Raw genomic sequence first — 19,186 nt, forward strand, 5'->3', positions numbered from 1 at the left:
TGCCGGGGCAGCACCAGCCGGTCGGTGGTGCGCAGCAGCGGGGGGCGGGCGGCGTCGCGCTTGGCGGCCTTGACCGAGCGGACGGACTGGACGGCGGCCTTGGCGGCGCCGGCGGCCCGGGCGGTGCGGGTCTCCTTGGGGGCGGGCTGCTGCGGGGCGGGCTTGCCGGTGGTGGTCTGCTTCGCCGGCTTCGTCGTCCTCGCGGGCTTCGGCTTCGCCGTCTTCGCGGTCTTCGCGGTCTTCACGGTCTGCGTATTCTTCGCCGTCTTCGCGGTCTTCGTGCTCTTCGCCGTCTTTGCCGCGGCCGTTTTCGCGGCTGCCGTCTTGGCGGTGTGCTGGGCGGCCTTGACGGCCTTCGCGGCCTGCTTGGCGGCCTGGGCGGCGGTGGCGCCCGTGACCGCCTTGCCGAGCCGGCGGCGCGGGCCGTCCGGCCGCGACTGCCCGTTCCCGGGAGTGCGGCCCTCCTGCGTTCCGTCCTCGCCCGCTGGTTGCACCACGGGAGACAGCGTAAGCGGAGCACGCGGCGAACGGGGTGGGATGACCGGCGCAGTGACCATCGGCACGTTGCGGCGGGGCGGTTCCCGCCGGCCGTCGGGCGGTGGTCGACCGGCGGATGCCGGGCGTCCCGGCGCGGGCTCGGCTACGGGTGCGGCCGGGGTGCCGGTGCAGCCGGGGTGCCGGTGCGGCTGGGCCGGGGTTACGGGGTGAGCGCCGGGCGGCGGCGGTCGGCGGGGCTGTCCATGGTGTCCAGGCGGCGCAGGATGATGCCCTCGCGCAGCGCCCACGGGCAGACGTCCAGCTCCGCCAGGCCGAACAGGTCCATCGCGGCGTCCGCGACCAGCGCGCCGGCCAGCAGCTGCTTGGCCCGGCCCTCGGAGACGCCGGGGATCTTGGCGCGCTCGGCGACGGTCATCGCGGACAGCCGGGGCAGCCAGGCGGCCAGGCCGCTGCGGGTGAGCCGCCGGTCGGCGTACGGGCCGGCGTCGGCCGGGGCGGCGCCGGTCATCCGGGCCAGCTGCTTGAAGGTCTTGGAGGTGGCGACCGCGTGCCGCGGCGGGCCGAGCCGGGTGATCTCGGCGACCACCGCGGCGAGCTCCGCCCGGATGTGGCGTCGCAGCTCGCGCAGCCCGTCCGGGTCGGCGACGTCCCCCGGCAGCCAGCGGGCGGTCAGCCGGCCGGCGCCCAGCGGCAGCGAGCAGGCGACGTCCGGCTGCTCGTCCAGGCCGCAGGCGATCTCCAGCGAGCCGCCGCCGATGTCCAGGTTGAGCAGCCGGCCCGAGGACCAGCCGAACCAGCGGCGGACGGCCAGGAAGGTGAGCCGGGCCTCGTCCTGTCCGGAGAGGACGCGCAGCTCGACGCCGGTCTCGTCGGTCACCCGGCGCAGCACCTCCTCGCCGTTGGCGGCCTCGCGCACCGCGGAGGTGGCGAACGGGAGGATGTCGACGACGCCCTTGTCCTCGGCGACCCGCAGCGAGGAGGCGACGTGGCCGACCAGCCGCTCGACGCCGGCCTCGCTTATCGCCCCGTCCGCGTCCAGCAGCTCGGCCAGGCGCAGCTCGGCCTTGTGCGAGTACGCGGGCAGCGGAGCAGCGCCCGGATGGGCGTCCACCACGAGGAAGTGGACCGTGTTGGAACCTACGTCGAGCACACCGAGTCGCATAACTCTCCACGCTACGCGATCCGGGTCCTGGTGAGAGGGGGTGCGACGGTACTCGCGCCGGGCCGGGACCGGTCGGCGGCCGGGCTGGTGAACCGGCCGCTCCGGCCGTCCGCACCCGTACCGCCCGGGTGGTCAGCGGCCGCCGCACCGGTGCTTGCGGCGCTGCCGACCGACCATCACAACAGCCCGTCCCACAGCTGCTCCACGATGACGGCCCACCAGTTCTCGGGGTCGGCGAAGACCGTGCCGTCCACCTCCGCCAGCGCGCGCTGCAGGGCGTCCACCGCCGCGCCCGCGGCCACCGGGTCCAGCCCGCGCAGCGCGGGCCACCAGCCGGCGAACACCTCCAGGCAGCGGACGAAGGCGCGCAGGCTCGTGTTGCAGTGGCGGGCGGTCGCGTAGTCCGGGTCGACCGCCCGGACCGCGCCGCCCACCGGGTCGAGGGCCAGCAGCGCCCAGCCGTCCGTCCCCAGCACCAACTGCCCGGCGAGCGCCAGGCGTTCCCGCTCGGCCACCCGGGTGCCGCGGCCGAGCTCGGCCAGGTGCGCGGCGAGCGGGGGCAGGACGGTGCCCTGGCGGGTGCCGTCGGCGATCGCCTCCGTGGCCGGGTGGTGCAGCCCGAAGAACCCCGGCACGGAGACCGGGACGCCCACCGTCAGCAGCAGCGCGGCCGCGTCCCCGGGCAGTTCGGCGCGGGTGACGTCGGCGGACTCGAAGCGCTGCACGCCCGCCGGGCCGAACCGCTCGGCGAGCCGGGCGGCGAGCACGGCGTCGGGCTCCTCGGGCGCGGGGCGCGCCGTGCGGGGGAAGGGCACCCGGTTGCGGGCCGGGCCGTCCGGCGGCGCGGGCAGCGCCCGTACGGCGGCGGCGCGGTGGTCGAAGCGCGGGCCGTACGGGAGCTCGAAGTCGATCCTGGCGGTGGGCAGTTCGGCGGCCAGCGCGTACGACCAGTAGCCGCCGGGCAGGGCACTCGGCCGCAGGTCGGTCCGGACGGCCAGCACGTCCTCGGCGGCGACGCCCTGCTCGCGCAGCCACCACCAGCCGCGCAGCGCGGGGTGCGGCAGGCCCGCGGCGGAGCGCAGGGCCAGCGACCGCTCCTCGCCGGTGACGTCCCGGTAGGTCAGCTCGGCCCGGGCACCCCGGCCGGTCGCCGGCGGGAGGGTCGGGTCGTAGCCGCCGGCGCCGACGAAGTCCCGGTACAGCCCGACCACTTCGTTCACCGGAACCGAGGGCCACACCGTGAACCGTCCGCTCTCCCGGTCCACCACGGCGCAGGCCGCGCCCACCTCCTCGGGCGCCCGCCGCTCGCCCGTCCGCGGGTCCACCCCCACCCGGGCGGGCTCGGCCCACACCACCCAGCCGAGCTCGAACTCATGGGTGCACACCCGTCGCACCGCACCGGCGCCCTGCGGCAGATCCCCGTTGATCCACCGGTGCCCCGCCTCCACCGCCTGCGCCCGCGAAATCACCCGGCCACCCCCGTCCCGTCCACACCCCGACACCCATCCCGGCCCGACCCGCGACCCTACGCCCCCACGCCGTGCCCACACCAAGCATCGGCAGCCACCCCCGCCGACTCCCCACCCAGCCCCCGCACGCCCCGCCCCTCCCGCCTCCTCGCGCGCGGGAAGTCGGCCCAGCCGACTTCCCGCGCAACCGGCGCCCGCTCCCTCTGGGCGCCCGCGAGAAATATGCAGACCGGTCTACATGCGGTGCTTGCCCCATGCCCCACACCTTGCCCCATGCGAGCGCGAGAAGTCGGCCGAGCCGACTTCTCGCGCAACGCCCAGACGAATATGACGGCCGGTCTACATATTTCTTGCTGGCCAAAAGCCCGGCCACCCACCCAACCCCTAACGTGCATAGGAAGTCGGCCCGGCCGACTTCTCGCGCGCACCCAACTCCACCGACGCCCTCGCGCCAGCTGCGCAGAAAGTCCACCCGGCCGACTTCTCGCTCAGGCGTCGAGAAATATGTCGCCCGGTCTACATATCTCTTGTCCGCCCCAGCCCGGCCACCTCATTTGTGGCGCACGCAGGAAGTCGACCCAGCCGACTTCCTGCGTCGCAGGCGCTCGGAGAAATATGCCGTTCGGTCTACATATTCTCCTCATTCACGCCTGACCATCTCAAATACGCGCGAGAAGTCGACCGAGCCGACTTTTCGCGCGAGCTTTGCGGGCAAGGTATGACGCCTGGTCTACATATTTCATCCCTGCCGGAGCCCTCGGCGCCTCAGATCACGCGCAGGAAGTCGACCCCGCCCTCTTCCTGCGCGGACCGGACCTCCACCGATGCCAACGCGCCAGACTGCGCGAGAAGTCAGACGGGCCGACTTCTCGCGCCAGTCCGCCTCGCCCCCTGCCGAGAACCATCGCATTGGCTGCACAGGAAGTCGGCCCCACCGACTTCTGGCGCAGCGCCTCGGAAAATATGACGCTCGGTCTACATATTCCCCAGGGGAAGCGCTGAGCCCTTGCGTCCCGGACACGCGCAGGAAGTCGGACAGGCCGACTTCTCACGCAGGCCCAACCCCCACCGCAGCCACCACGTCGGGCTGCGCGGGAAGTCGGCGGGGCCGACTTCCCGCGCGCTGGGGGCGGGGTGGGGTCAGGCGGCGGGGGTGAGGGCCAGGGGGCGGCCCTCGGGGGTGAGGGCGATGGCCCAGAGGCCGTGGGTGGCGGGGTGGAGGGGGGTGGGGGCCTGGCGGGCGAGTTGGTGGTCGAGGTAGGTGACGGTGTCCTGGTGGTTGACGGCGTTCCAGGCGTGCGGGCGGCCGTAGGCGTCGAGGGTGAGGAGCACCGCCTGGGAGCCGTGGCCGGCGCGGCGGAGGTCCTCGGCGAGGCGGTCGAAGGCCCGGCCGCCGTCGCCCAGGTCCCGGAAGGGGGCGCCGAGTTCGCGTTCGGCGCGGTCCCGGCCGCCGCGCTCGCCGGCGTCGCCCTCGGTGGGGATGCGCGGGGCCGCACAGGTCGGGCGGCCGGTGTAGCACTCGACCGCCGAGAGGGCGATCTCCAGGCTGTTGTTGGCCCGGCCCGGTTCGCGGTAGCCGCCGTCGTTGACGGCCTCCGCCCAGCCGCCGACGGCCGGGGCGGGGTGGCGGACGGGCAGGCCGTCCTCGTCCCGGGGCGCGCGGCGTTCGAGTTCGGCCTGGTGCTCCGGGTCGACCGGCGCGAGCCCGCCCGGCAGGCCGTACGGACGGCTGTCGGCGATGCTGCGCACCCGGACCGCCGGATCCTCCGGTTGGTCTCCGCGCCGTGCGCGCAGGGCGAGTTGGAGGGCCATCGCGTGTGCGGTCGCGACCGGGACCGCGCCCCAGGCGAGGGTCGGGTCGGCGAGGCCGGCCGCGTTCTCCCGTCGCCGGGCGTCCACCGGGTGCGGTTCGGGCCGTCCGATGACCGGGGTGGTCCCGACGATCGGCGGTGCGGCCGGAGGCGGCGGCGCGGCGTGGACCGGCGGCGGTCCGACGACCGGGTGCGGCCCCGCGCCGACCGGGGCCTTGGCCGCCGGCGCACCCGGCTGCTGCCCGCCGACAGCAGGGCCGCCGACGGCAGGACCACCGACAACCGCTCCGCCGCCAGCCGCGCCGCCGGGACTGCCGGACGCGCCCGCCCCGACGCCGCTGCCGAACGGCGCCGCGACGTTCACCGGCCCGCCGCCAGGGCCGGCCAGCGGCCCGGGCCCGACGGTGCCGACCGGACCGGCCGCCGGGTACCCGCCGTACCCGCCGCCGTACACCGGGGTCCCGAACTGCCCGGGCACCCCGACCGGCCGGATCGTCGACGGGGCGTCCGGTGCCGGGCCGTGCGCCGGGACGTGGACGGGGCCGCCGGTGGACGGCGCGGTGACGGGCGCGGTGACGGGTTCGGCCGGCGCGCTCACCGAGTCCGTCCGTACGGTCACCGCACCACCACCCCCACCGCCGCCACCACCGTGCGAGGAGGCCGCGGGCGCCTGGAGCGGGTAATCCCCGTCCGCCGAGCCCGCTGAGCCCGCCGGCCCGACGCCGCCGCCGAACGGCGCGGCGGCGGTCGCCGCCGGCGCCCAGGCACCGCCGGCACCACCACCCGTCGCCCGATGGTGCCCCGGCGTGCCCCCGGCGGCGGACCCGCCCCCGGCCGCACCCCCCGGCGCGCTCGCCGCGACCGCCGCGTCCGGCCCACCGACGACCGCACCCGGGTCCACCGCGACCGAGGCCACCGTCACGACACCCGGCGCCTTTGGATCCCCCGGCCCCCCGGGCGTCACACCCGCGCCAGGCTTCTCGGCCCCCGGCTTCTCGGCGCCCGGCTTGTCGCCACCCGGCCCCTCCACCCCCGGCGTCAGCCCGGCGAGCGGCACACCGTGGACCGTCTTGCCCTCCTCGTCGGTGAGCACCGGCTGCCCGTGCTCGTCCAGCCGGACGGCCAGGTCCGCGACCCCGACGACCGGCTTGCCGTCCGGCCCCGGCACGACCAGCAGCCCGGTGGCGTCGGCCACCTGCGTGCCGTCGGCGCGGAGGATGACCGGCTGCCCGTCCGCCCCGAGGACGGGCTTGCCGTGCTCGTCCACCTTGACCGTCAGCCCGGGCACGCCGACCAGCGGCCTGCCGTCCTTCCCGGCGAGCAGGACCAGCCCGGAGCCGTCCGCGCCGAGCACACCCGGTTCGCCGAGGGCGGCGGGCAGCCCGGCGGCGAGCGGGTCGAAGGAGCCGCCGCGGTACGAGGCAGCGGTGATCCCCGTCCCCTGCGCGGTGCCGAGCTTCAGCAGGGCGACGGCGGCCGGCTCCTTGAGCACGCCGGACAGGGCGTCCTTCATGGCGCGGCCGAGTTCGGCGAGCAGTCCGCCGATCTTCAGCGCGGCGGCCTCGACGGCGACGGCCGCCACGCCCGCCGCGACCTGCTCGGTGGCGGCGTTCCGCACCTTGGCCGCGAGGCCGCCGACGGCGATCTCCAGTCCGCCGACCACCCCGCTCTTCGCCGGGTCGCCCTCGGCCGCCGCGGCGATCCGGCCGGCCGCCTTCTTGGCCTCGGCCGCCTGTTCCTCGGCCTGCTTGAGGTCGGCGGCGAGCTGTTGCAGGGTCGCGACGATCTCGGCCTTGCAGGTGTCCACGGCCCGCGCGGCCGTGTCGAAGGCCCCGGCGACCAGCCCGACCGCGCTGTGCGCGTCGTCCAGGTGGCCCTTGCCGCCGCCGCTGAAGGCCTGCCAGTACGCACCGAAGGCCTCGACCGCGTGGCCGGAGTTGTCGGCGGTGACCCGCCGGACGGACTCGCCGCAGCGGCGGGTGAGCCGGTCGGCCTCCTTGCCGAACTCGCGCCAGACTCCGGCGGCCTTGCGCAGGCCCTCCTCGTCGGCCTGCGGCCACTGCTGGCCGGTCCGGGCCAGCACCGGGACCAGTTCCTCGGGCAGTTTCCTGGACACGCGCTTCTCCCCCTGTCGAGCCGGGTCTGTCGAGCCGGCCTTTCCGCGCCGGTCTGTCGAGCCGGGCCTGTCAGACCGACGTGTCCTTGGGGACGGCGGGAGCCGCCCCCGAGGTTGCCCCCGGCACCGTCGAGTACACCGCGGACGTCACCGGCGAGCCGCCCGGCGCCCCGGGAACGGTCGCCCCGGACGTCCCCGGAACCCCGGCCGCCGCCCCCGGCACCGCCGTCGCCCCGAACCCGCTCGCCGCCGAGCTGTCCGCGTCCGCCGTCCGCGCCGCCATCGTGTGCAGCCCGGCGCCGACCCCGGCCACCCGCCCGGCCAACCCCCGTAGCCCGCCGACGAGTTCACCGCGCGCCTGCCCGTACACGGCGGCGAAGCCGCTGCCCGGCTGGTCCGTCCCCCAGGGGGCGCCGAGCGCCGCGAGGCCCTGTTCCAGGGCGGCGACGGCCTTCGTCAGCTCGCCGCCGAGCTTCTCGAACTCCCGCCCCTCGCCGTGCAGTTCCCACGGCTTGAGGACGAACTCCCCGCCCGCCCGGCCGGACGCCCCGGTGCTGCCGCCTGCCATCCCCGTACCTCCCCGTAGCGGAGCTCCAGCGGGCCCGGAACGGGCCCAGAGCGGGCCCGTAGCGGGCCGGCCGCCATCCTAGGCACGCGGCCGGGACCGCCCGCAGGGCCCGGCGGACCTCTTCACCCCGCCTTCACTCCGGGCACCCCCGCCGCCACGGGCCGCGACCGCCGGTCCCGCCACGTCGCTTCCGCCCCCGAAAGCTCTACCCTTGCCGGGTGGCACCAGCAGAAACGTCCCCAGCAGAACCGTCCGAGAAGAAGGCCAAGGCGAAGCCCAAGGCCTCCTCCGCCCCCGTCGACCTCGCGATGCCGACCCTGCGCCGCGAGATCCCGCGCGACGAGGTCCCGCTCGACTTCCCCCGCGCCTGGGTCGAGTTCGCCGACCCCGCCGACGAGGAGCAGGTCTTCCGCTGCGACCTCACCTGGCTGACCTCCCGCTGGTCCTGCGTCTTCGGCCAGGGCTGCCACGGCATCCGCGAGGGCCGCGGCGAGTCGGACGGCTGCTGCACGCTGGGCGCCCACTACTCGGACGAGGACGACGAGAAGCGCGTCCGCTCGCACGCGGCCCGGCTGACCCCCGAGCTGTGGGAGAACTTCGCCGAGGGCACCGACGCCAAGGGCCGGATCGTCGCCGACGGCGGCATCACCATGCTGGACGAGGACGGCGACCGCCAGACCCGCCGGGTCAACGGCGCCTGCATCTTCGTGAACAGCCCGGACTTCGCGGGCGGTGCCGGCTGCGCCCTGCACGCGCTCGCGCTCAAGGAGGGCCGCGAGCCGCTGGAGACCAAGCCGGACGTCTGCTGGCAGCTGCCGGTCCGCCGCACCTACGACTGGATCGACCGCCCCGACGACACCCGCTACCTCCAGGTCTCGATCGGCGAGTACGACCGGCGCGGCTGGGGCCCCGGCGGCCACGACCTGCACTGGTGGTGCACCGGCGCCCCGGCGGCCCACCAGGGCGCGGAGCCGGTGTACGTCAGCTACCGCCCCGAACTCACCGAGCTGATGGGCCGCAAGGCGTACGAGGTACTGGCCCGGCTGTGCGAGGAGCGGATCGCCACCAAGGGCGACCGCAAGGTGGCCCCGCACCCGGCCGACCCGGTCAAGCCGCCCAAGCGGGCCAAGCAGGCCGGGCAGGCCGGGCAGGCCGAAGAGCCCAAGTCCCCCAAGCAGAGCAAGATCAAGCCCAAGAAGGACTGACCGCCCCGCCCGGCGGTCCTACTTGTCGATGTCGCCGACCACGAAGAACATCGACCCCAGGATCGCCACCATGTCCGCGACCAGCGTCCCCGGCAGCAGCTCGGTCAGCGCCTGGATGTTGTTGAAGGACGCCGAGCGCAGCTTGAGCCGCCACGGCGTCTTGTCGCCGCGCGAGACCAGGTAGTAGCCGTTGATCCCGAGCGGGTTCTCGGTCCACGCGTAGGTGCTGCCCTCGGGCGCCTTGAGCACCTTGGGCAGCCGCTGGTTGACCGGTCCGGGCGGCAGGGTGGCGAGCTTGTCGAGGCAGGCGTCGGCGAGGTCCAGCGAGTTGAGGGTCTGCTCCAGCAGGCACTCGAAGCGGGCCAGGCAGTCGCCCTCCTCACGGGTGACCACGGTGAGCACCTGCCGCAGTTCCTCGGAGCCGTACGCCAGGTACGGCTCGTCGCGGCGCAGGTCGAGGTCGAGGCCGCTGGCCCGGGCGATCGGGCCGCTGACGCCGTACGCCTCGGCCTGCGCCCGGGTGAGGACGCCGACGCCGGCGGTGCGGGCGCGGAAGATCTCGTTGCCGAGGACGAGGTCCTCGAAGACGGGCAGCTGCGAGCGCACGGTGGCGACGGCGGTGCGGACCCGGCCGAGCCAGCCGGCCGGCAGGTCCTCCTTGAGGCCGCCGACCCGGTTGAACATGTAGTGCATCCGGCCGCCGGAGGCCTCCTCCAGCACGTGCTGGAGGTCCTCGCGGCTGTTGAAGGCGTGGAAGACCGGGGTGATCCCGCCGAGTTCCAGCGGGTACGAGCCGAGGAACATCAGGTGGTTGAGCACCCGGTTGAGCTCGGCGAGCAGGGTGCGGACCCACACCGCCCGCTCCGGGACCTCCATGCCGAGCATCCGCTCGACGCCCATGACGACGCCGAGTTCGTTGGAGAAGGCGGAGAGCCAGTCGTGCCGATTGGCCAGCATGATGATCTGCCGGTAGTCACGGGCCTCGAACAGCTTCTCGGCGCCCCGGTGCATGTAGCCGATCACCGGCTCGGCGCTCACGATGCGCTCGCCGTCGAGCAGCATGCGCAGCCGCAGCACGCCGTGCGTGGCCGGGTGCTGCGGGCCGATGTTGAGCACCATGTCGGTGGTGCCCGCCGTGCCCGTGAAGTTCTCGGCGCCCGCCCCGATGCCGACCGTGGTCTCCCTCATGAGGTCAGAGTCTGCCATCCCGGCAGGTCCGCCAGACTCCTCGGTACCGGCATCCGGACGGCCTGCACCAGCCACCCGAACCCGCCCAGCCCGCCGGGGTCGGTCAGGTCGGCCCCCTCCCCCGCCCCGCTCAGCGCCCGCAGGTAGCCGGCCGGGTCGCTGGACGCCAGCGCGAGCGCCGGGCGCGCGCCGCTCACGCCGAGCGCCCGCAGCGCCTCCCGCTGCGTTGTCCACAGGCTGTGGAGACCGGGCACGGCGACCGAGTCCAGCGCGACGTGCGCGGTGACGTCGCAGGAGCCGTCCGGCACCGGGGCGACCTCCCGGCCGTCCCGGAAGCCGGCGCGGGTGCCGAAGGGCGGCCGCCGGTCCGCCGTGTGCCCGTAGTCGACGGCGACGGCCAGGCCGCGCTCCAGCCCGGCCACGGCCCGCGCCCAGGCGGCGTCCCGGGGGCCGCCGAACTCCACCACCTCGCCGGGCTCCACGACCGGCCACCAGCGCTCGGCCCAGGCCGCGTCGGCCGCCGACACCGGCCCGCCGAGGCGCTGCTCACCGGTCGTGGTGTCCACCTCGAGGTAGCGCAGCACCCCGTCACCGTCCAGCTCACCGGCGTCCAGCGGCACGTTGTCCAGCCACTCGTTGGCGAACAGCAGCCCGGTGACGCCGCGCGGCGGCTCGTCCGTCCACAGGGCTGTGGACGGCAGGCCGGGCGGCCGCTCGGCGATCTCCACCCCGTACGGCCGCAGCCGTGCCAGCACCTCCGCGGGCAGCTCGGCCAGGATCCCGGTGAGCAGTTCACCCCGTCCGGCCCCCACGTCGACCAGGGCCAGCTCCTCCGGACGGCCGAGGGCCGCGTCAACCTCCAGCAGCAGCCGCGCCACCGCACGGGCGAACCTCGGCGAGGCGTGCACGGAGGTGCGGAAGTGCCCGGCGGGGCCCTCCGGCCTGCGGTAGAACCCCCGCTCGGGGTCGTACAGGGCCTGTTCCGTGGCGGGCGCCCACCGCATCCAAGTCATGGGGCGGGACGCTACCCGGCGCCCGCGGACCCCACCCAACCGGATCAGGTGCTTCTCCGACCTACGGAGTAGGACGGATCGCCCTACCGGCGGACCTGGGCACGCGAAGCGACTGCCTACGCTGGACACGTGCATCGACTCAACGCCTGGCTCCGCCGTCACCCCATGGTGGTCGACGCCGCCTGGGCGTCGATCGTGCTGTTCTTCGGCCTGCTGCCGAACGACGGCTACGCCGACGAGGGCTGGCGCTTCGACGCCTCGATCCTGGTCGCGGTGCTGCTGCCGCTGCTGATGGTCTTCCGGCGGCGCCACCCCGACCTCACGGTGGCCGCCGCGACCGGCATCGGCGTCGGCCAGGTGGTCGCGAACGTGCCGCCGGGCGGCTCCTCGATCGCCTACCTGGTCTTCGCCTACACCGGCGCCGCCTTCGGCCAGAAGTGGACCTCCCGGCTGGCCCTGGCGGCCGGCCTGTCCGCCGGGCCGCTGGTGTTCTGGCAGATGAAGCCGGTGAAGACGGTCTTCGACCGGGCCGGCGACGCGCACAGCCGCCCGTACACCTTCGGCGAGGCGGCGCTGATCACGCTGCTGATGAGCACGCCGTTCATCCTCTGCTGGGCCTGGGGCCGGCTGACCAGGGTGCGCCGCGCCTACCTCACCGAGCTGGAGGACCGCGCCGCCCGGCTGGAACGCGAGCGGGACGCCCAGTCCAAGGTGGCGGTCGCCGCCGAGCGGGCCCGGATCGCCCGCGAGCTGCACGACGTGGTCGCGCACAACGTCTCGGTGATGATCGTCCAGGCCGACGGCGCCGCGTACGTCCTGGACAACTCCCCGCAACAGGCGAAGGAGGCGCTGAGCACGATCGCCTCCACCGGCCGCCAGGCACTGGTCGAGATGCGCCGCCTGCTGGGCGTGCTGCGCACCTCCGACACCACCGCCGAGGAGTACGTGCCGCAGCCGGGCGTCGAGGAGCTGCCGGAGCTGCTGGAGCAGGTCCGCACGGCCGGGCTCGACGTGGACTACGCCACCTCCGGGCACCCGCGCGAGCTGCCGCGCGGCGTCGAGCTGACCGTCTACCGGATCGTCCAGGAGGCGCTCACCAACGTCCGCAAGCACGGCGGCCCCGACGTGCACGCCCGGGTCGCGGTCGACTTCGGCGAGCGCGAACTGGCCGTCCTGGTGGAGGACGACGGGCGCGGCAGCACCGCCGAGCAGCTGGCCGCCGGCGGCACGGACGGCCTCGGCCACGGCCTGATCGGCATGCGCGAGCGCGTCGGCATGGTCAGCGGCAGCCTCGACGTGGGTCCCCGCCCCGGCGGCGGCTTCCGGATCCGCGCCGTCCTGCCGCTCAAGGCGGCCCACTAGCCCCGTCCGCCGTCCACCCCCCTCCAAGGAGTCCCACCTTGACCATCCGCGTGATGCTCGTCGACGACCAGGAACTGCTGCGCACCGGCTTCCGGATGATCCTCCAGTCACAGGGCGACATCGAGATCGCCGCCGAGGCGGGCGACGGCGCGCAGGCCCTGGAACTGCTGCGGCACACCGAGGTGGACGTGATCCTCATGGACGTCCGGATGCCGCGGATGGACGGCGTGCAGGCGACCCGCCGGATCTGCCTGGCCGAGGACGGCAGCCCGCTGCCGAACGCCCCGCACGTGCTCATCCTCACCACCTTCGACCTGGACGAGTACGCCTTCGCCGCGCTCAAGGCCGGCGCCAGCGGCTTCCTGCTCAAGGACGTCCCGCCGACCGAGCTGGTGGCCGCGATCCGCGCGGTGCACGGCGGGGACGCGGTGGTCGCCCCGACCACCACCCGCCGGATGATCGACCGCTTCGCCGAGGTGCTGCCCACCCCGCAGAGCGCGCCCGGCTCGGACGCCCTCGGCCCGCTGACCGAGCGCGAGCGGGAGGTGTTCCTGCTGGTCGCCCAGGGGCTGTCGAACGGTGAGATCGCGGCCCGGCTGGTGCTCTCCGAGGCCACCGTGAAGACCCACGTCGGCCGGATCCTGGCCAAGCTGGGCCTGCGCGACCGGGTCCAGGCCGTGGTGCTGGCGTACGAGGCCGGGCTGATCCGGGCCGGGGCCACCGACTGATCCGCTTCGGTGTTCGGACTCCCCCGTAGACTGGGGCGGTACGTCCGGTACCCGTCGAGCGGACTGGAACGGTCATTCAGGACAAGGCAGGACAAGGGTGGACGTGAATCCGTCCGACTTCGCCGACTTCGGCGAGTTCGCCCCGCTCGCCGACGGTCTCGGCGGCCAGGCTTCCGGCGACCGGACTTTCGGCGATCACACGTTCGGCGATCCCGGCGACCCGGGCAACCGTCCGGCCCGGCTCGCCGTCGGCGTGGTCGGCACCGGCCGGGTCGGCCCCGCTCTGGGCGCCGCGCTCCAGCTCGCCGGGCACACCGTGGTCGCCGCCTCCGGGGTGTCCGCCACCTCCCGCCGCCGCGCCGAGGCGCTGCTGCCGGGCGTGCGGATCGTCACCCCGCCGCAGGTGCTGGCCGCCGCCGACCTGGTCCTGCTGACCGTCCCGGACGACGCGCTGGCCGACCTTGTGGCCGGACTGGCCGCCACCGGCTCGGTCCGCCCCGGCCAGCTGGTGGTGCACACCTCCGGCGCGCACGGCGTCGCCGTCCTGGAGCCCGCCACCCGGGCCGGGGCGCTGCCGCTGGCCCTGCACCCGGCGATGACCTTCACCGGCACCTCGGTGGACCTGGACCGGCTGGCCGGCTGCCCGTTCGGCGTGACCGCCCCCGAGGAGCTGCGCCCGGTCGCCGAGGCGCTGGTGGTGGAGATGGGCGGCGAGCCCGAGTGGGTGCCCGAGGAGGTCCGCCCGCTCTACCACACCGCCCTCGCGCACGGCGCGAACCACCTGGTCACCCTGGTCGCGCAGGCGATGGACCTGCTGCGCACGGCCGGCGTCGCCGAGCCCGGCCGGATGCTCGGCCCGCTGCTGGGCGCCGCGCTGGACAACAGCCTGCGCTCCGGCGACGCGGCCCTCACCGGCCCGGTCGCCCGGGGCGACGCGGGCACCGTGCGGCGCCACCTGGCGCAGCTCAGTACGGTGTCCCCGGACATCCCGGCGGCGTACCGGGCGATGGCCCGCGCCACCGCGCAGCGGGCGCTCGCCAACGGAGCGATCGACGAAACGTCGGCGGCGGCGCTGCTGGACGTACTGAACGAGGAGAAGCACTGATGGCACGCGGCAAGCAGCCGAACAAGGCCCAGCGGGCGCCGAAGGTCCACCGGGCCGTCGTCACCCGCACCGTGGACGACTTCGAGGCCGCGTTCTGGCCGGACGAGCGGCCGGTGGACAACGCCGTCGTGATGACCATGGGCGCGCTGCACGAGGGCCACGCCGCGCTGATCCGGGCCGCCCGCAAGCAGGTCGGCCAGGAGGGCCGGGTCGCGGTGACGGTCTTCGTCAACCCGCTCCAGTTCGGCCCGACCGAGGACCTGGAGCGCTACCCGCGCACCCTCGAAGACGACGTGCGGCTGGCCGAGGAGAACGGCGCCGACGTGGTCTTCGCGCCGTCCGTCGACGAGGTCTACCCGAACGGCGAGCCGCAGGTGCGCATGGTGGCCGGCCCGATGGGCGAGCGCTTCGAGGGCGCCACCCGCCCCGGCCACTTCGACGGCGTGCTGACCGTGGTCGCCAAGCTGCTGCACATCACCGACCCGGACTTCGCCTTCTTCGGCGAGAAGGACGCCCAGCAGCTGGCGGTCATCCGGCGGATGGTCGCCGACCTGGACTTCGACGTCGAGATCGTCGGCGTGCCGACCGTCCGCGAGGAGGACGGCCTGGCGCTGTCCTCGCGCAACCGCTACCTCTCGGCGGAGGAGCGCGCCCGAGCGCTCGTCCTGTCCAAGGCCCTGTTCGCCGGCCGGGACGCCGCCGCGCAGGGCCCGAAGGCCGTCCACGAGGCCGCCTCGGCGGTCCTGGACGGCGCCGAGGGCGTCACCCTGGACTACCTCGCCCTGATCGACCCGCACGACTTCTCGGAGGCGGCGGACGACTTCCAGGGCGAGGCGGTCCTGGCCGTCGCCGCGACGGTGGGCGAGACCCGCCTGATCGACAACGTCCACCTCATCTGCCGCTAGGCGGAAGACCGTCGAGGACGGAACCGTTCGGTAGATCGTCCGGTAGTACCGACGGACAGCAGGACCCCCCTTCCGGCATGCACTCACAGGAGGCGTGACCCGCAATGCTCCGCACCATGCTCAAGTCCAAGATCCACCGGGCCACCGTGACCCAGGCCGACCTGCACTACGTGGGATCCGTCACGGTGGACGAGGACCTGCTCGACGCCGCCGACCTGCTCCCCGGCGAGCTGGTCCACATCGTCGACATCAACAACGGCGCCCGGCTGGAGACCTACACCATCGCCGGCCCGCGCGGCTCCGGCGTGATCGGCATCAACGGCGCCGCGGCCCGCCTGGTCCACCCCGGCGACCTGGTCATCCTCATCGCCTACGGGCAGATGGACACGGCCGAGGCCAAGGGCTACGAGCCGAAGGTCGTCTTCGTGGACGAGCGCAACCGGATCACCGGCCTGGGCGGGGACCCGGCGGAGGCCCAGGAGGGCACCGGACTGCTGCGCGGGGACGCGGCGTACGGTGGCGGCAACGGCGCGGCCGACGCCGCCTCGCGCTGAAGGAGCCACTGACCCATGTCCACGCACCGCCTCACCGCCCCGGCCCCCGGCTGGACCGCGACCACCGACGTGGTCGTGGTCGGCTCCGGGGTGGCCGGCCTCACCGTCGCGCTCAACGTCCGCAAGGCCGGCCTGCGGGCCATGGTGGTCACCAAGGCGATGCTGGACGACGGCTCCACCCGCTGGGCCCAGGGCGGCGTCGCGGCCGCCCTGGGCGAGGGGGACACCCCCGACCAGCACCTGGAGGACACCCTGGTGGCCGGCGCCGGGCTCTGTGACGAGGAGGCCGTGCGCACCCTGGTCACCGAGGGCCCGGGCGCCGTCCGCCGGCTGATCGCCACCGGCGCCGCCTTCGACCGCGGCTCGGACGGCGAGATCCTGCTGACCCGCGAGGGCGGCCACCACCGCAACCGGATCGTGCACGCCGGCGGGGACGCCACCGGCGCCGAGATATCCCGCGCCCTGGTCGCCGCCGTCCGCCACGACCCCGAGATCGAGCTGATCGAGCACGCGCTGGTCCTCGACCTGCTGACCGACGCCGAGGGCCACGCGGCCGGTCTCACCCTGCACGTGATGGGCGAGGGCCAGCGCGACGGCGTCGGCGCCGTCCGGGCCCGCGCGGTGGTGCTCGCCACCGGCGGCATGGGCCAGGTCTTCTCGGCCACCACCAACCCGGCGGTATCCACCGGCGACGGCGTGGCGCTCGCGCTGCGGGCCGGCGCCGAGGTGACCGACCTGGAGTTCGTCCAGTTCCACCCGACCGTGCTCTGGCTCGGCCCGGAGGCCGAGGGCCAGCTGCCGCTGGTCTCCGAGGCCGTGCGCGGCGAGGGCGCCCACCTGGTGGACGCGGACGGCGTCCGGTTCATGGTCGGGCAGCACGAGCTGGCCGAGCTGGCCCCGCGCGACATCGTCGCCAAGGCGATCACCCGGCGCATGCTGGAGCAGGGCGCCGAGCACATGTACCTGGACGGGCGGCACTTCGGCGCCGAGATGTGGGCGCACCGCTTCCCGACCATCCTGGCCTCCTGCCGCGCGCACGGCATCGACCCGGTCACCGAGCCGATCCCGGTCGCCCCGGCCGCGCACTACGCCTCCGGCGGCGTGCGCACCGACCCCCACGGCCGTACCAGCGTCCCCGGCCTGTACGCCTGCGGCGAGGTCGCCTGCACCGGCGTGCACGGCGCCAACCGGCTGGCCTCCAACTCCCTGTTGGAGGGCCTGGTCTTCGCCGAGCGGATCGCCGCCGACCTGGCCGGGCGGCACCTGGCCGGCGAACTGCCCGAGCGCACCGTGGACGTCGACGCCGCCCGGGCCGCGCACCCCGTCCCGCTGCCGGCCTCCGAGGCGCGCGCCGAGATCCAGCGGCTGATGTCGCGCGGCGCCGGCGTGCTGCGCTCGGCCGCCTCGATGGCCGGCACCGCGGCCGGGCTCGGCCTGGTCGCCGAGCAGGCGTACGCGCACGTGGCCGAGGAGAAGCCGGCCGACCCCCGGGTGGAGACCTGGGAGGCCGCCAACCTCCTGCTGGTCGCCACCGCCCTGGTCGCGGCCGCCGCGCAGCGCGAGGAGACCCGCGGCTGCCACTGGCGCGAGGACTTCCCCGAGCGCGACGACGCCCACTGGCGGCGCCACCTGATCACCACCCTCGCCGCCACCGGCGGCCCGGTCAGCACCCCTGAGGAGCAGTAGAACCATGACCCACTCCCACGAGGAACTCCCCCTGGCCGACCAGGGCGGCTGCGGCGACGGCTGCGCCTGCGGGGACGGCGAGGGCTACGAGACCGGCCTGGACCCGCAGCTGGCCGAGCTGCTGGAGCGGTCCGGGCTGGACCCGGTCGAGGTCGAGGACATCGCCACCCTGGCGCTGGCCGAGGACCTGGCCGGCGGCGAGGACGTCACCTCGGTGGCGACCGTGCCCGCCGAGGCCGTCGCGACCGCCGACTTCACCGCCCGCCAGGCCGGCGTGGTGGCCGGCCTGCGGGTCGCCGAGGCCGTCGTCTCGCTGGTCTGCGAGGAGGAGTTCGAGGTCGAGCGGCACGTCGAGGACGGCGACCGGGTGGAGGCCGGCCAGGTGCTGCTCTCGGTCCGCTCCCGCACCCGCGACCTGCTGACCGCCGAGCGCAGCGCGCTCAACCTGCTCTGCCACCTGTCCGGCATCGCCACCGCGACCCGTGCCTGGGCGGACGCCCTGGAGGGCACCGGCGCGGTCGTCCGGGACACCCGCAAGACCACCCCGGGCCTGCGCGCGCTGGAGAAGTTCGCGGTGCGCTGCGGCGGCGGCGCCAACCACCGGATGGCGCTCTCGGACGCCGCGCTGGTGAAGGACAACCACGTGGTCGCGGCCGGCGGCGTGGCCGAGGCCTTCCGGGCCGTCCGGGCCGCGTACCCGGAGCTGCCGGTCGAGGTCGAGGTGGACACCCTGGAGCAGATCCCGCCGGTGCTGGTGGCCGGGGCGGACCTGATCCTGCTGGACAACTTCACCGTCGGCCAGCTGAAGGAGGCCGTCTCGCTGGTGGCCGGCCGGGCGAAGCTGGAGGCCTCCGGCGGACTGACCCTGGCCGGCGCGCGCGAGGTCGCCCAGACTGGTGTCGACTACCTGGCCGTGGGCGCGCTCACCCACTCCTCGCCGATCCTGGACATCGGCCTGGACCTGCGCGCCTGACCGTCAGGTCGAGAACAGACCTGTCCCGACTCGCAGAAAGCGTCCCCGTGCTCCTCACCATCGACGTCGGCAACACCCAGACCACGCTCGGCCTGTTCGACGGCGAGGACGTGGTGGAACACTGGCGGATCTCCACCGACCCGCGCCGCACGGCCGATGAACTGGCGGTGCTGCTGCAAGGGTTGATGGGCAACCACACCGCGGTCAAGGAGGCCGCAGTGGAGGGCCTGGCGATCTGCTCGTCCGTCCCCGCCGTGCTCCACGAGCTCCGCGAGGTGACCCGCCGCTACTACGGCGACGTCCCCGCGGTGATCGTGGAGCCCGGCGTGAAGACCGGGGTGCACGTCCTGATGGACAACCCCAAGGAGGTCGGCGCGGACCGGATCGTCAACGCGCTGGCCGCCAACCACCTGTACGGCGGCCCGTGCATCGTGGTCGACTTCGGCACCGCGACCACCTTCGACGCGGTCAACGCGCGCGGCGACTACGTCGGCGGCGCGATCGCGCCGGGCATCGAGATCTCGGTCGAGGCGCTCGGCGTCCGCGGCGCCCAGCTGCGCAAGATCGAGCTGGCCCGCCCGCGCAACGTGATCGGCAAGAACACCGTCGAGGGGATGCAGTCCGGCATCCTCTACGGCTTCGCCGGCCAGGTCGACGGCCTGGTCGAGCGGATGGCCCGGGAGCTCGCCAAGGACCCGGACGACGTCCAGGTGATCGCCACCGGCGGCCTCGCCACCCTCGTCCTCGGCGAGGCCACCACCATCGACGTGCACGAGCCCTGGCTGACCCTGATCGGCCTGCGCCTGGTGTTCGAGCGCAACCGCCCCACGACCCCCTGAGCGG

The 19,186-nt window shown here is 74.9% G+C and carries 15 protein-coding genes; 9 read left to right on the forward strand and 6 right to left on the reverse strand.

Annotated features, from left to right (window positions below; translation table 11 throughout):
• Nucleotides 1-697: 697 nt before the first annotated feature.
• The 4 genes from ACZ7RU_RS08130 to ACZ7RU_RS08145 form a co-directional block, all read right to left on the reverse strand.
• On the reverse strand, nt 698-1,660 hold the full coding sequence (locus ACZ7RU_RS08130) for a Ppx/GppA family phosphatase (RefSeq protein WP_470340041.1): 963 nt from the start codon (nt 1,658-1,660) through the stop codon (nt 698-700).
• Between the two features lie 176 nt (nt 1,661-1,836).
• On the reverse strand, nt 1,837-3,045 hold the full coding sequence (locus tag ACZ7RU_RS08135; protein ID WP_470340042.1) for an SUKH-4 family immunity protein: 1,209 nt from the start codon (nt 3,043-3,045) through the stop codon (nt 1,837-1,839).
• A 1,224-nt stretch (nt 3,046-4,269) separates the two neighbouring features.
• On the reverse strand, nt 4,270-7,056 hold the full coding sequence (locus tag ACZ7RU_RS08140; protein WP_470340043.1) for a toxin glutamine deamidase domain-containing protein: 2,787 nt from the start codon (nt 7,054-7,056) through the stop codon (nt 4,270-4,272).
• 70 nt (nt 7,057-7,126) lie between these two features.
• Nucleotides 7,127-7,624: a hypothetical protein gene (locus ACZ7RU_RS08145; RefSeq protein ID WP_470340044.1), complete on the reverse strand. Its 498-nt coding sequence runs from the start codon at nt 7,622-7,624 to the stop codon at nt 7,127-7,129.
• A 308-nt stretch (nt 7,625-7,932) separates the two neighbouring features.
• Here ACZ7RU_RS08145 and ACZ7RU_RS08150 point away from each other — a divergent pair, with 308 nt between their 5' ends.
• On the forward strand, nt 7,933-8,829 hold the full coding sequence (locus ACZ7RU_RS08150) for a DUF3109 family protein (protein WP_470340227.1): 897 nt from the start codon (nt 7,933-7,935) through the stop codon (nt 8,827-8,829).
• An 18-nt stretch (nt 8,830-8,847) separates the two neighbouring features.
• On the opposite strand, the gene ACZ7RU_RS08155 is transcribed toward ACZ7RU_RS08150, so the two are convergent.
• Both ACZ7RU_RS08155 and ACZ7RU_RS08160 read right to left on the reverse strand, forming a co-directional pair.
• Nucleotides 8,848-10,017, reverse strand: a complete 1,170-nt coding sequence (locus ACZ7RU_RS08155) for an NADH-quinone oxidoreductase subunit D (protein WP_470340045.1) — start codon at nt 10,015-10,017, stop codon at nt 8,848-8,850.
• Nucleotides 10,014-11,030 (reverse strand): SAM-dependent methyltransferase, encoded by a 1,017-nt coding sequence (locus tag ACZ7RU_RS08160; RefSeq protein ID WP_470340046.1) that lies wholly within the window; start codon nt 11,028-11,030, stop codon nt 10,014-10,016. The genes ACZ7RU_RS08155 and ACZ7RU_RS08160 overlap by 4 nt, the downstream gene beginning before the upstream one ends.
• A gap of 129 nt (nt 11,031-11,159) precedes the next feature.
• Here ACZ7RU_RS08160 and ACZ7RU_RS08165 point away from each other — a divergent pair, with 129 nt between their 5' ends.
• The 8 genes from ACZ7RU_RS08165 (at nt 11,160) to ACZ7RU_RS08200 (ending at nt 19,182) form a co-directional block, all read left to right on the forward strand.
• On the forward strand, nt 11,160-12,392 hold the full coding sequence (locus ACZ7RU_RS08165; RefSeq protein WP_470340047.1) for a sensor histidine kinase: 1,233 nt from the start codon (nt 11,160-11,162) through the stop codon (nt 12,390-12,392).
• A gap of 38 nt (nt 12,393-12,430) precedes the next feature.
• Entirely contained in the window at nt 12,431-13,120 is a 690-nt protein-coding gene (locus tag ACZ7RU_RS08170) for a response regulator (RefSeq protein WP_470340048.1), read from the forward strand.
• Nucleotides 13,121-13,223: 103 nt separating this feature from the next.
• On the forward strand, nt 13,224-14,225 hold the full coding sequence (locus ACZ7RU_RS08175) for a Rossmann-like and DUF2520 domain-containing protein (protein ID WP_470340049.1): 1,002 nt from the start codon (nt 13,224-13,226) through the stop codon (nt 14,223-14,225).
• Nucleotides 14,225-15,130, forward strand: a complete 906-nt coding sequence (gene panC, locus ACZ7RU_RS08180; RefSeq protein ID WP_470340050.1) for a pantoate--beta-alanine ligase — start codon at nt 14,225-14,227, stop codon at nt 15,128-15,130. Before ACZ7RU_RS08175 ends, panC begins: the two co-directional genes overlap by 1 nt.
• A gap of 104 nt (nt 15,131-15,234) precedes the next feature.
• On the forward strand, nt 15,235-15,684 hold the full coding sequence (gene panD / locus ACZ7RU_RS08185; RefSeq protein WP_359910502.1) for an aspartate 1-decarboxylase: 450 nt from the start codon (nt 15,235-15,237) through the stop codon (nt 15,682-15,684).
• 15 nt (nt 15,685-15,699) lie between these two features.
• Nucleotides 15,700-17,370 (forward strand): L-aspartate oxidase, encoded by a 1,671-nt coding sequence (locus ACZ7RU_RS08190; RefSeq protein ID WP_470340051.1) that lies wholly within the window; start codon nt 15,700-15,702, stop codon nt 17,368-17,370.
• Nucleotides 17,371-17,374: 4 nt separating this feature from the next.
• The gene (gene nadC, locus ACZ7RU_RS08195; RefSeq protein WP_470340052.1) at nt 17,375-18,343 is read left to right on the forward strand and encodes a carboxylating nicotinate-nucleotide diphosphorylase; all 969 of its coding nucleotides are present in this window, start codon (nt 17,375-17,377) and stop codon (nt 18,341-18,343) included.
• A 47-nt stretch (nt 18,344-18,390) separates the two neighbouring features.
• Complete coding sequence (locus tag ACZ7RU_RS08200) at nt 18,391-19,182, forward strand: type III pantothenate kinase (protein WP_470340053.1); 792 nt, start codon at nt 18,391-18,393, stop codon at nt 19,180-19,182.
• Nucleotides 19,183-19,186 lie beyond the last annotated feature (4 nt).

It is taken from the genome of Kitasatospora sp. NPDC114501, assembly GCF_055633695.1.